11 protein-coding genes are annotated in these 12940 nt (G+C 70.6%); 7 read left to right on the forward strand and 4 right to left on the reverse strand.

All coding sequences use genetic code 11. The annotated features are described in order from the left end of the window. The first annotated feature begins 1 nt into the window (after position 1). Both A2G96_RS28165 and A2G96_RS28170 read left to right on the forward strand, forming a co-directional pair. A complete protein-coding gene (locus A2G96_RS28165) occupies positions 2–2125 on the forward strand; it encodes a penicillin-binding protein 1A (RefSeq protein ID WP_062803444.1) in 2124 nt (707 codons plus the stop codon). A gap of 34 nt (positions 2126–2159) precedes the next feature. Continuing rightward, on the forward strand, positions 2160–3413 hold the full coding sequence (locus A2G96_RS28170) for an arsenic transporter (protein ID WP_062803445.1): 1254 nt from the start codon (positions 2160–2162) through the stop codon (positions 3411–3413). 34 nt (positions 3414–3447) lie between these two features. On the opposite strand, the gene A2G96_RS28175 is transcribed toward A2G96_RS28170, so the two are convergent. Beyond that, positions 3448–3639, reverse strand: coding sequence for a hypothetical protein (locus A2G96_RS28175; RefSeq protein WP_062803446.1), 192 nt, complete (start codon positions 3637–3639; stop codon positions 3448–3450). Positions 3640–3935: 296 nt separating this feature from the next. On the opposite strand from A2G96_RS28175, the gene folE reads away from it, so the two are divergent. Together folE and A2G96_RS28185 are read left to right on the forward strand one after the other, a co-directional pair. Then, positions 3936–4694, forward strand: a complete 759-nt coding sequence (folE, locus tag A2G96_RS28180; protein ID WP_062803447.1) for a GTP cyclohydrolase I — start codon at positions 3936–3938, stop codon at positions 4692–4694. Between the two features lie 51 nt (positions 4695–4745). Beyond that, a complete protein-coding gene (locus A2G96_RS28185) occupies positions 4746–5189 on the forward strand; it encodes a BLUF domain-containing protein (RefSeq protein WP_018008408.1) in 444 nt (147 codons plus the stop codon). A gap of 18 nt (positions 5190–5207) precedes the next feature. Here A2G96_RS28185 and A2G96_RS28190 read toward each other — a convergent pair whose 3' ends face one another. Both A2G96_RS28190 and A2G96_RS32860 read right to left on the reverse strand, forming a co-directional pair. Then, positions 5208–5462 carry a hypothetical protein gene (locus A2G96_RS28190; RefSeq protein WP_062804173.1) on the reverse strand — a complete coding sequence of 85 codons (255 nt, stop codon included), beginning with the start codon at positions 5460–5462 and terminating at the stop codon, positions 5208–5210. A 142-nt stretch (positions 5463–5604) separates the two neighbouring features. Further along, complete coding sequence (locus tag A2G96_RS32860; protein WP_018008406.1) at positions 5605–5769, reverse strand: FmdB family zinc ribbon protein; 165 nt, start codon at positions 5767–5769, stop codon at positions 5605–5607. A 419-nt stretch (positions 5770–6188) separates the two neighbouring features. On the opposite strand from A2G96_RS32860, the gene A2G96_RS28195 reads away from it, so the two are divergent. The 3 genes from A2G96_RS28195 (at position 6189) to A2G96_RS28205 (ending at position 11780) form a co-directional block, all read left to right on the forward strand. Next, the gene (locus A2G96_RS28195; RefSeq protein ID WP_062803448.1) at positions 6189–6836 is read left to right on the forward strand and encodes a response regulator; all 648 of its coding nucleotides are present in this window, start codon (positions 6189–6191) and stop codon (positions 6834–6836) included. 12 nt (positions 6837–6848) lie between these two features. Continuing rightward, entirely contained in the window at positions 6849–10250 is a 3402-nt protein-coding gene (locus A2G96_RS28200) for an ATP-binding protein (RefSeq protein ID WP_062803449.1), read from the forward strand. Positions 10251–10388: 138 nt separating this feature from the next. After that, on the forward strand, positions 10389–11780 hold the full coding sequence (locus A2G96_RS28205; RefSeq protein ID WP_062804174.1) for an MFS transporter: 1392 nt from the start codon (positions 10389–10391) through the stop codon (positions 11778–11780). A gap of 127 nt (positions 11781–11907) precedes the next feature. Here the strand turns inward: A2G96_RS28205 and A2G96_RS28210 are convergent, their stop codons facing one another. Beyond that, positions 11908–12885, reverse strand: coding sequence for a Bug family tripartite tricarboxylate transporter substrate binding protein (locus A2G96_RS28210; protein WP_062803450.1), 978 nt, complete (start codon positions 12883–12885; stop codon positions 11908–11910). Positions 12886–12940 lie beyond the last annotated feature (55 nt).

Raw genomic sequence — 12940 nt, forward strand, 5'->3', positions numbered from 1 at the left:
CATGAAAAAAATCGCAGTCAAGGCAGGCGGCGCCGCGCTGGCGCTGGCTGCCGCCGGTGCCTTGCTGGCCGGTTTTGCCGCCGTGGTCAGCCTGCGGCAGCTTCCCCCGGTCGATGCGCTGCGCGACTACCGGCCCGATGTGCCGCTGCGCATCTACACCAGCGACAACGTCCAGATCGGCGAGTTCGGCAGCGAGCACCGCGAGTTCATTCCCTTCGAGCAGATCCCGAGGCAAATGGTGCAGGCGCTGCTCGCGGCCGAGGACGACCAGTTCTACCAGCACCAGGGCATCGACATCCCCGGCGTGTTCCGCGCCGCGCTGGCCAACCTCGGCCAGGGCTACGCCCAGGGCGCTTCCACCATCACCATGCAGGTGGCGCGCGCCTTCTACCTGTCGCGCGAGAAGACGCTGGCGCGCAAATGGTACGAGATGCTGCTGGCCTGGCGCATCGACCACGCGCTGCCCAAGGACCGCATCCTCGAGCTGTATATGAACCAGGTCTACCTGGGCGAGCATGCCTATGGCTTCGGCAGCGCCGCGCATGCGTACTTCGGCAAGCCGCTGGCGTCGCTGTCGCTGGCCGAGACCGCGATGCTGGCGGGCCTGCCGAAGGCGCCTTCGGCGGTCAACCCGGTGGTCAATTTCGCGCGCGCCAAGCGGCGCCAGGAATATGTGCTGGGGCGCATGCTGGCGCTGGGCATGATCAGCCAGGACGATTACCGCGCAGCCCGCGCCGCGCGCCTGGCCATCAGCGACGACAGCCCCGGCAGCTTTGCCGGCCATGCGGAATACGTGGCCGAGCTGGCGCGGCAGCTGGCGCGCGAGCGCTTCGGCGACGACGCCTACACGCGCGGCCTGAACGTCTACACCACGGTGTCGTCGGTGCGCCAGACGCTGGCCTACGATGCCGTGCATGGCGGGCTGGAGCGCTACGCGCGCCGCCACCGCAAGTTCGTCAAGGACCTGTCGCAAGGGCCGCAGGCCGCGCTGGTGTCGCTCGACACCGGCACCGGCGCGATCGAGGCCATGGTCGGCGGCGCCGATTTTGCCGCCAGCCGCTTCAACCACGCCACCCAGGCGCTGCGCCAGCCGGGCTCGACCTTCAAGCCCTTTATCTATGCCGCGGCGCTGGAGCGCGGTGTGTCGCCCGGCACCCTGATCAACGACGCGCCGCTGCCGGCTGGTTCGCGCTGGCAGCCGGCCAACGACGACGGGCGCTTTGTCGGCCCGATCAGCGTGCGCCAGGCGCTGGCCGAATCGCGCAACCTGCCCGCGATCCGCACGCTGCAGGCGATCGGCATCCCCTATGCGGTGGAATTCGCCAGCCGCTTCGGCTTCTCGCCCAGGCGGCTGCCGCGCTACCTGCCGCTGGCGCTGGGCACCGGCACCACCTCGCCGCTGCGCCTGGCCGCGGCCTATGGCGTGTTCGCCAACGGCGGCCACCGCGTCGAGCCCTACCTGATCGAGCGCATCACCGACAGCGACGGCAACGTGCTGTTCAGCGCCGCGCAGGACGCGGAGGAACGCCCGGCGCCGCCGCCGGTGATCAGCGCGCGCAATGCCTTCGTGATGGACAGCCTGCTGCGCAGCGTGGTCGACACCGGCACCGGCATCGGCGTGCGCCGCTACCTGCGCCGCGACGACGTGGCCGGCAAGACCGGCACCACCAACGACTCGGTCGACGGCTGGTTCGCCGGCTATGGCGGCGGCGTGATCACGGTGGCATGGATGGGCTATGACGACAACCGCAGCCTGGGCGAGCATGAGTTCGGCGCGACCACCGCGCTGCCGGTGTGGGCGGCCTACATGGAAGGCCGCCTGGCCGGCGTGCCGGAGGCCGGCGTGCAGGCGCCCGCCGGCCTGGTGCAAGCGGGCGGCGACTGGATCTACGCCGAGAATGCCGACGGCAGCCAGGGCATCGCCACGATCGGCTTCCCGCCGCCGGCGCCCCCCGCGGCGCCGGCCAGCCAGCCCTTGACGGATCCCGTCGCAAGTAACCTCGACGGCACTTCGCAGGCGTCGCCGGCGGCTCCGGCGGCTCCGGCCACTCCGGCGACTCCCACCCCCGTCACCAGCGCTGCGCCAGCCGCCACGCCCGCAGCGCCTGCCGGGAATCCGCTGTAAACTCCCGGCTTTCCCGCTTTCCGCCCCGTTCCTGATGTCCAGCCACAGCCCGCTGCTGATCTGGTCGGTCGCCGCGCTGACCACCGCCGGCGTGCTGTTCCGACCCTTCCGCCTGCCCGAAGCCTTCTGGGCCGCCGGCGGCGCCCTGCTGCTGTGCGCCACCGGCCTGATGGCGCTGCCCGAGGCCTTGGCCGCGGTGCTGCGCGGCTACGACGTGTACCTGTTTCTGGCCGGCATGATGCTGATCGCGGAACTGGCCCGCAAGACCGGGCTGTTCGACCACGTTGCCGCGCTCGCCGTGCGCCAGGCGCGCGGCTCGGCGCCGCGGCTGTTTCTGCTGGTGTACGGCTTCGGCACGCTGGTGACGGCGTTCATGTCCAACGACGCCACTGCCGTGGTGCTGACGCCCGCGGTGCTGGCCGCGACCCGCGCCGCGCGCGTGCGCCAGCCGCTGCCCTACCTGTACGCCTGCGCCTTTATCGCCAACGCGGCCAGCTTCGTGCTGCCGATCTCCAACCCGGCCAACCTGGTGATCTTCGGCGAGCGCATGCCGCCGCTGGCCGGCTGGCTGGCGAGCTTCGCGCTGCCGTCGGCAGCGGCGATCCTGGCCACGCTGGCAGCGTTGTGGTGGACCCAGCGCGCGGCGCTGGCCGAGCCCATCGCCGCTGACGTGCCGGTGCCGCCGCTGTCGCTGCAGGCGCGGCTGAGCGCGCTGGGCATCGTGCTGACCGGGCTGGTGCTGCTGCTGGCCTCGCTGCGCGGCGACGCGCTGGGCTGGCCCACCTGCGCCGCGGGCGTGGCCACGCTGCTGCTGGTCTGCGCCACCCGGCGCGAACTGCTGTGGCCGACGCTGCGCGAGGTGTCGTGGGGCGTGCTGCCGATGGTGGCCGGCCTGTTCGTGCTGGTGGCGGCGCTGGAGCAGACCGCGGTGATCCGCCATCTTGCCGACGCGGTCGCGGCCGCGTCGCGCGACGGCGGCGCACTGGCGCTGCTGGGCGTGGGTGCGCTGGTGGCACTGGCGGGCAACGTGGCCAACAACCTGCCGGCGGGGCTGATCGCGGCGTCTGCGCTCGACGCCGGACACGCCTCGCACGCGGTCAGCGGCGCGGTGCTGGTTGGCATCGACCTGGGCCCCAACCTGTCCGTCACCGGCTCGCTCGCCACGCTGCTGTGGCTGACGGCGCTGCGCCGCGAAGGGCTGCAGGTCAGCGCCGGCCAGTTCCTGCGCGTGGGCGCGGTAGTGATGCCGGCGGCCATGCTGCCGGCACTGGCGCTGCTGCTGCTTTAGGCCTTTAGGCCTTTAGGCCTTTAGGCCGTCGGCCTCAGCCGCTGGCGGGAACCTGCGCCGCGGGGCTGCGCGGCGCCGGCGACAAGGGCCGCCGCAGTCCGCCCGCGCCGTGGCGCACGGCACTGGCATGATGTTCCGCGACGCCGGTTTCCACCGGCGTGGCCGGTACCGGCACTGTCACCACATGGAGCAACATCAGGCTGCTGCACGGAAAGGCGATCGGCATGATGAGGTGGATCCCGACAAAGCGTCAGGCCGCGCTTGGCCGCGGCCGGGTGCCGGCAGCCTGCAACGGGCTGCCTGGTGTTGTGCAGACATTATGTGGGCTTGTCGGCGCCGTGCGTGGCGGGCTTGAGCGATGTCACGAACTCTTCATGGAAAGCGCTTCCGTTGTGGCGTATCCGGCCCACCGCAACCTCGTTTTCCAGCCACCGCGCGGGTTGTGAGGCCACCGCATCTGCCATATAGTGAATCCGGCACACACCCGCTGCGCAGCCATTCACGCCATCACCGCCCCATCCAATGAACAGCAAGGACGCAGCGCATCGCGCCAAGGACAGCAACGCCGGCGATACCACCAGCGAGAGAGCCGGCCATCCCGCCGCCAGCGTCTCGGCCCGCATCCGCGCGCGGCTGGAGGCCGCGCAGGAGCGCTTCCACGCCAACGACAATATCGCCCGCTATATCGAGCCCGGTGAAATGGAGCAGCTGCAGGCCGAAGTCCAGGCCCGGCTGCAGGACGTGCTGCGGGCGCTGGTGATCGACGTCGACAACGACCACAACACGCAGGAAACCGCGCGCCGCGTGGCCAAGATGTATTTGAAGGAAATCTTTGCCGGCCGCTATGCCAAGGCCCCGCCGGTGACGGAATTCCCCAACGTCGGCCAGCTCAACGAGCTGATGATCGTGGGCCCGCTGCGCGTGCGCAGCGCCTGCTCGCACCACCTGTGCCCGATCATCGGCAAGCTGTGGATCGGGGTGATGCCGAACCAGCATTCCAACCTGATCGGGCTGTCCAAGTACGCGCGGCTGGCCGAATGGATCATGTGCCGCCCGCAGATCCAGGAAGAAGCGGTGGCGCAGGTCGCCGACCTGCTGCAGGAAAAGATGAGTCCCGACGGCCTCGCCATCGTGATGGAGGCCGAGCACTTCTGCATGCACTGGCGCGGCGTGCGCGACACCGACGCCAAGATGACCAACAGCGTGATGCGCGGCTCGTTCCTGAAGGACGACAGCCTGCGCCGCGAATTCCTCACGCTGCTGAACAATAACCGCGGCTGACCGCCCGGGCCCTGCCGCCACACGGAGCGCCATTACCGGAGCGCCACCACCATGCTAGTCCGCCTGCTCTATGCCAGCCGTGCCCGCCAGGCCATCGATGCCGCACTGCTCGATGCCATCCTGGCCGCCAGCCTGGAACGCAATCCGCGCCACGGCATCACCGGCGTGCTGTGCCATGGCAACGGCATCTTCCTGCAGGCGCTGGAAGGCGACCGGCAGGAGGTGTCGCAGCTGTTCCAGTCGATCGCGCGCGATCCGCGCCACCACGACGTGACCCTGCTGCATTTCGAGGAAACCTGCACGCGCGACTTCGCCGGCTGGGCGATGGGGCAGGTCAATGCGGCGCGGCTCAATACCGCCACCCTGCTCAAGTTCTCCGCGCGCGCCGAGCTCGACCCCTACCGCACCGGCGGCGCGGCCTCGCTGGCGCTGCTCAAGGAGCTGATCGCCGGCGCGTCGGTGGTGTCGCGCACCGGCGAGCGCGGACGGCACTGAACCGCGCCGGCGGCGCCGCTACACCGTGACCGGCCCGTACAGGCCGCATTCGAGGTCGCTCTCGAACTCTTCCATCCATGCCGTGCCGGCGCCGGCTTCATAGACGCTGGTCTTGTCGGTGCCGACGCGGCGCACGCTGACGCGCCGCGCGCCAGCGCCGTCGCGCTCGTCGGTAATCTCGAACATCTCCGCCGCCAGCCCGACATGCCTGCACGCGTCCAGGACCTGCTGCTGCTCGTCGGCGGGAAATTCAGTGAACGGTCTCGTTGCCATGGCATCCTCCGTCAAGGTTGAGATCGCCGCTTGCGCGCAGCGCGAACGCGCGTGGCACGGCAGGCGCCACGCATGAAGCAGCACGCGCGCCGGCATCTGGCCGGTGGCGTGCGCACCCTCCTGGGATCTTGTTGTTCGAGACTCAGCTCTTGCGCTGGGTCACTGCCACGAACGGCGCCGGTGCGTGCTGAACGGACTGGCTGCCGCAATTCGGGCAGGGTGGATGGGCAGAGGCATGTTCCGCGAGATGTTCGGTCTTTTCGAAGACATGGCCGCACTTCTCGCAGCGGTATTGATAGACGGGCATGGCATTCCCCCACGCGGTGCACACGCCGCGGGGCGCGTGTCAGCTTCATTCTAGGACAGCGGTCCGCGCCGCCAAGCGCCAAAATGCCGCGCCGCCGGAATGTCGCTATCGTGCGTGGCCAGTGAAGTCGCCACCGCGGCACTTTAGCGTGCATTGATCTCCCGCAATGGCTGTATCGCGAGACAAGGGCCGCAATCCTGCGCAAACCCGCGTCAGGCCGTCGCGCCCTGCCGCTTATCTTCCGGAGACGTCATTGCATTGGCCGGATCCGGTCCGCTGCGCGATCCCGCGGCCTCCGCGAACTAGCCGAATTCCGATTCAGCGAGGCGCGGAAACTGGCCAGAATCCGAGTCTTGTGATGACGCCACCGCACGGCGCCAGCAGCCGAACCCGGTTGCCGTCTCACCCGGAGATTGCCCATGAACGACCAAGTCCTGCGCGTTGCCCTGGCCGACGACCACCCGCTGGTGGTGGCCGCGCTGCGCGACTGCCTGCAGCGCAGCGCGCGCGTCCAGATCAGCGCCGAATGCCGCAACGGCACCGAGCTGCTCGGCACGCTGGCGCGGCAGCCGGCCGATATCGCCATCACCGATTTCTGCATGGGCCTCGGCGATGCCTCGCTGGACGGCTTCAACCTGCTCGGCCGGCTGGCGCGGCGTCATCCGACGACGCGGGTGGTGGTGATCAGCGCCCGCTCCAATGCCGCCATCGTGCGCCGCGCGATCAAGCTGGGCGTGCGCGGCTTCGTCAGCAAGGAGGATCCGCTCGAGGAAGTGGTGCGCGCCTGCGCCCACGCTGCGTTCGGCCGCGGCTGCTTCTGCTCGCCCGCGGTGCACGCGGTGCTCCAGCGCGCGGCGCTGCCCGGCACGCCGGCGCGGGAGCCGACCCAGCGCGAGCTCGAGGTCATCCGGCTCTATGCGCAGGGCGCGCAGCTGACCGAGATCGCCGCCAAGCTGGGCCGCTCGGTCAGCACCATCTCCAGCCAGAAGACCGTGGCCATGCGCAAGCTGGGCGTGCAGACCAATACCGGCCTGATCCGCTACGCCTATGAAAGCGGGTTGATCTGACTGCCCCGGGCCATGCAGCAAGACCCCGACCGCACCCGCGACAGCCTGGCCAGCACCTTCGACGCGCTGGCCGACCACGCCCGCCGGCAGCAGCACCTGTACTCGGTGACCATCGCGGCGCTGATCGCCATCGTGCTGTGCTCGGGCACGCTGCTGGCCGGGCTGGCGGCGGACCAGCACCTGGACTACCGGCGCAGCCAGGTCGCGCAGTATGTCGGCACGGTGTCGCAGCGGCTGCATAACGAGGCCTCGTTCGTGCGCCGCACCGCGCTCAGCATCCGCTACCATCTGCGCGCCGCCGTCGCGGCGCCGTCGCGCGACCCCGACGTCGACGCCTTGCGCCGCACCGGCGCCGCCGCGGTCCATGTCGAGGCCGTGGGCAAGGACTACCATCTGCTGGCCGCCGACGCCACGCGCCAGGCCTGGGGCGCGGAGCTGCCAGCGCAGTTCGCGCGGCTGCGGCAGGTTGCGCTGGCCACGGTGGCAACGCAGCAGGCCTTCGACCTGGACCATGGCGCCTACGCGGTCTCGCTGGACGAGGACAGCGCGGTCGTGATCCGCCAGCCCGAGGCCGGCGCGCGCGCACCGCTGGCGCTCGATCCGGCGCTGATCCCGCGCCTGCGTACGGCACTGACTGGCGCGCTGCTGGACCGCACCGGCCACGCCGTGCCGGCGCGCGACCAGCCGGTCTGGCTTGGGCCGCTGCGCGACCCCGTCGACGACAGCCCGATCATGGTCCTGGCCGGCGCCGCCTATGCCGGCGACTCAGCCACCATGCTGGTGGCCGCCTGCGTGCCGGTGCAGGCGTTCCTGGCCGGCCTGCCGCCGCCACAGGACCACGCCGGCCTGGCGCTGCTCAATGACGCGGACCGCCTGATCGACGTGTGGCCGCATGCCGGCACGCTGACCTCGGCCAGCGCCCGCGACATCGCCGCGCGGGTCAGCGGCCTGCCGCACAACGCGCTTCGCCTGACGCGCTCGGGCGTGGCGCTGGTGCAGCCGTTGCAGCCCGGCTTCGGCCTGCTGGTCTACCACCTGCCATACCGGCTGCTGTTCAACGCGCTGGCGGCCGAACTGGCGGTGATCGGCGCCGCCATGCTGCTGCTGACCGGCGCCATCGTGCTCGCGGCGCACTACTGGAGCCGGCAGCTGCTGCGGCGCTCGCATGCCGAAGCCCGGCGCGCGCTGGAAAACGAGCTGATGAACCAGGTGCTGGTCAGCGCCACGCCGGTCGGCCTGTGCATCGTGCGCCGGCACGACTACACCGTGCTGGCCTGCAATCCGCTGGCGGCATCGCTGCTGCCGGCGCAACCGCACCAACCGCTGCCCGCCGCGATAGCCGGGGCGCTGGCCCGGCAGCCTTGCGGCGCCGCCGGCGGACCTGCATCGGTCTGCAGCATCACCGTCGCGGCCGCGGAAGCGCCCGGCCCTGCCGAAGCGGCACCGCGCTTCCTGCAGCTCACCTATGCCCCGGCGCGCTACCGCGAAGAAGCCGTGCTGTTCTGCGCGGTGCTGGACTGCACCGCGCAACAGGCGCTGCAGCAGCAGCTGCGCTCCGCCCAGCAGGCCACCGAAGCGATGCTGCGGGTGCGCTCGACCTTCTTTGCGGCGATGAGCCACGAGATCCGCACGCCGCTGAACGCGCTGCTCGGCAATCTGGAACTGCTGGCGCGCAGCGGCGGCATGGAGCCGCACGCGGCGCGGCTGCAAGCGCTGGAGACCGCCGCCGGCTCGCTGCGCCGCATCGTCAACGATGTGCTCGACTTCTCCAAGATCGACGCGGGGCAACTGGCGCTGGTCAATGCGCCGTTCCGTCCCGTCGAGGCGCTGGAGAGCCTGGCACTGGCCTATGCGCCCATGGTCGCGGGCCGTCCGCTGCGCTTCTGCCTGCAGCTGTCGCCGACGCTGGACACGGAAGTGGTGGGCGATCGCGCGCGGCTGGTGCAGGTCTTCAACAACCTGCTGAACAACGCCTTCAAGTTCACCGCCAGCGGCCGCATCACGCTGAGCGGCGAACTGCATGCCGATGCCCATGGCATGCAGCGGCTGGTCTGCCGCGTCAGCGATTCCGGCATCGGCATGACGCCGGCACTGGCGGCGCGCGTGTTCCAGCCGTTCGTGCAGGGCGATGCCGCGGCCGACAGCCGCTATGGCGGCACCGGGCTGGGCTTGTCGATCTGCGCCAGGCTGTGCGAACTGATGGGCGGCAGCATCGTCGTCAATAGCGTGCCGGAGGTGGGCAGCGCGTTCACGGTGTCGGTGCCGCTGGCGCCGGCCGATACCGCGCCGCACGCACCAGCGGCGGCCGGCTTGACGTACAGCGGCCGCGTACTGGTGCTGTCGCAGGACCAACGCACCGGCGCATCGATCCAAGCATGGCTCAGGACCGCGGGCTGGCACACCGAGACGGCGGCCTCCATCGCCGCGGCGCAGGACAGCGTGCCGCGCAACGCGCCCGCTGCCGTGGTGGCGACCGAAGACTTTGCGCCAGCGGCGCTGGACGCGCTGCGCCAGTCCGCGCCGCTGGTGTGGCTGACGGCCGACGGCCCGCATCGCCCGCGGCAGCATAGCGCCGGCATGCTGGAGGCGTCGGCATTCAGCCATCGCGCGCTGCTCGACGCCGTGGCGGCCGCCAGCGGCGCAACGCAGCAGGCGACGTTGCCCATGCCCGCCACTGCCACCCCTGCGCTGCCCGCACCCACGGCCACGGCCACGCCCCTGACCATCCTGGTGGCCGAGGACAACCCGCTGAACCAGTCGCTGGTCGCCGAGCAACTGCAGGCAATCGGCTGCCATCCCATCGTCACGGGCAACGGCAAACAGGCACTGGCGGTGCTGGCGCGCACGCGCGTCGACGCGCTGCTGACCGACCTGCATATGCCTGGAATGGACGGCCACGCCTTGCTGCACGCCGTTCAGGCGAAGTATCCGGGCCTGCCGGTCATCGCCTTCAGCGCCGTGGCCTGCAGCGACCCCGAGCATGACTGGCGCCTGTGCGGCTTCTCCGGCTACCTGGCCAAGCCGGCCTCGTTGCAGGACCTGGACGCCTGCCTGCGCGGCCTGGCTCGCTCCGCCAGCGATGCCACCCCGTGCGCGCAGCCGCGCGAGCCGGCCACCGCGGTGGAGGCCCCGCGCCGCCGCTACGAAGACATGCTGCGCCGGCAACTGCAGCAAGACCTGCCGGCGCTGGCCCGCATCCTCGCGCAGCAGGACCTGGCCGGCCTGCGCCACTGGATGCATGCCGCGGCGGGCGCCTTCATGATCGTGCGGCGCCAGTCCATCGTCAGGGAATGCAGGGACCTGGAGGCACTGTGCGAGGCGGCCACCGGCTGGGGCCCGGCCATGGCCGAAGCCGCAGACACCTTGTACAAGCGGCTGCAGCGCTACGCGCAGGGCGCCACGGCGGGGCCCTGAGCGCTGACCGCACCGCATTACCACAATTGGCGGATTTGCGAGCAGCCCCGCGCGCGACCATAATGGCAACGCCGCGCCGTGGCCCGCCTGGCCAAGCTGATCCGACCCGGGCGCGGCATTGTCTCCAATGTCTCGCCCATGCCGCCAGAACAAGGCCTACCCCAGCCCCAGCGCACCTGGGCCATCCTCACCGTTTTCTTCGGCCTGATCATGGCCGTGCTCGACGGCTCGATCGCCAATATCGCGCTGCCGTCGATCTCGCGCGAACTGCAGGCCGATCCCGCCCGCACCATCTGGGTCGTCAACGCCTACCAGCTGACGGTGACCGTGTGCCTGCTGCCGCTGTCGTCGCTGGGGGACATCCTGGGCTACAAGCGGGTCTACCGCGCCGGTCTGGCAACTTTCCTGGTGGGGTCGCTGCTGTGCGCGCTGTCGGTCAACCTGCCGATGCTGGTGGCCGCGCGCGTGCTGCAGGGCATCGGCGGCGCCGGCATCATGAGCGTCAACACCGCGCTGGTGCGCTTTATCTACCCGCCCACGCGGCTGGGCCGCGGCATCGGCCTCAATGCGCTGGTGGTGGGCGTGACCATCGCCGTGGGGCCGTCGCTGGGCGCGCTGATCCTGGCGGTGGCGAGCTGGCCCTGGCTGTTTGCGGTCAATGTGCCGGTGGCGATCGCCGCGCTGGCGCTGAGCCGCACCGCGCTGCCGGATACGCCGCCGCAGCCGCGCAGTTTCGACTACCCCAGCGCGCTGCTGTCGGCGCTGGTATTCGGCATGTTTATCCTGAGCGTCGACGGACTCGGCCACCCCGGCTGGCGCGTGGCCGGCTGCGCAGGCGTGGCGCTCGCGGTGGGGCTGGGCTGGCTGCTGGTGCGGCGCCAGCGCGGACGCGCCGCACCGCTGGTGCCTGTCGACCTGTTCGCCAGCCGCGCGTTTACGCTGGCGGTGGGGACTTCGTTCTGCTCGTTCATGACGCAGATGCTGTCCTTTATCGCGCTGCCGTTCTTCCTCGAATACCAGCTCGGCCGCTCGCTGCAGGAGACCGGCCTGCTGATCACGCCGTGGCCGCTGATGGTGGCGGTGATGGCGGCGGTCTCGGGCCGGCTGTCGGACCGCTATCCGGCCAGCATCCTCGCCGGCATCGGACTGGCCATGCTCGGCGGCGGCCTGGTCGGCCTGGCCACGCTGGGGCCTGACGCCGGCAGCTTCGACATCGCCTGGCGCATGGCCATGTGCGGCACCGGCTTCGGCTTCTTCCAGTCCCCCAACAACCGTGCCATGATCGGCGCCACGCCGCCGGAACGCAGCGGCGGCGCCAGCGGCGCGCAGGCGACCACGCGACTGCTGGGGCAGACCACGGGCACGGCACTGGTGGCGCTGCTGTTCAGCCTGTCGCCGGCGGGCGCGGCGCGGATGGCGTTGTATCTGGCAGCGGGCGTGGCGGCGGTGGGGGCGATGATCAGTTTGAGCCGGTTGCGCGGGCCGAGTGGCGAGACGGTGGGGCGGGAGGCGGTGGAGCCGGATGCGTGAGCATTCCAGTTGCGAGTAATGGCGACCGGCAGCACTACTGACTGCTCCGATACCGCTTGCTTCCCCTCTCCCGCAAGCGGGAGAGGGAGTACACAAGCGGCAGTGGCAAGGCCGGTGGTAAGTCGGCTTACTCCGCCTTCGCCCCCGATTCCTTCACCACCCTCGCCCACTTGGCGATTTCCTGGCGCTGGTACGCGGCCAGTTTTTCCGGCGTGCCCAGCACCGGGTCCAGTCCCAGCGTCTTCAGCTTCGCCTGCACATCAGGCAGCGTGAAGATGCGGTTGAGCTCGGCATTCAGTTTGGCCACGACCTCCTTTGGCGTGTTCGCCGGCGCGAACACCGCGAACCACGAATCCGCTTCGAAGCCCGGCAGGCCCTGCTCGGCCAGCGTCGGGATATCCGGTGCCGAGGCCGAGCGCCTGGCGCTGGTGATGCCCAGCGCGCGCAGCTTGCCTTCGCGAACCACCGGCAGGGCCGAGGGCAGGTTGTCGAACATCATGGTGATATGGCCGCCGAGCAGGTCGGGAATGGCCATGGCGCGGCCCTTGTAAGGGACATGTGTGATCTTGACGCCCGCCATCGCATTGAACATTTCCCCCGCCACGTGCGGCGAGGTGCCGATGCCCGGCGTGCCGAAGGTCAGGCCGCCCGGCCGTGCCTTGGCCAGCGCGATCAGTTCCGCCACGTTCTTCGCCGGCACGCCGGGATTGACCACCAGCACGTTGGGCGTCGAGGCAATCAGCATCACCGGCGTGAAGTCCTTGACCATGTCGTACGGCATCTTGCTGTACAACGCGCCGTTGATCGAATGCGTGCCGACGGTGCCGAGCGCCAGCGTGTGGCCGTCGGCCGGCGCGTGCGCCACCGCCTCGGCGCCGATATTGCCGCCGGCGCCGGGCTTGTTGTCGACCACCACCGGCTGGCCCCAGGCGGGCGAGATTTTCTCCGAGACGATGCGCGCCAGCGTGTCGGGCGCGCCGCCGGTGGGGAAGCCGACCACGATGCGGATGGGCTTGGCGGGGTAGCCCTGTGCCTGCGCGGCGACGGGGCCGGTCAGGAAGGATGCGGCAAGCACTGCCGCCGCGGCAACGGTACCGAAACGCATGGGATGCTCCTCCGGTTGCGCGCAGCTGCGTGGCCGCGCGCATTGTGAAGGCGGC

It is taken from the genome of Cupriavidus nantongensis, assembly GCF_001598055.1.
GTDB classification, from domain to species: Bacteria; Pseudomonadota; Gammaproteobacteria; order Burkholderiales; family Burkholderiaceae; genus Cupriavidus; species Cupriavidus nantongensis.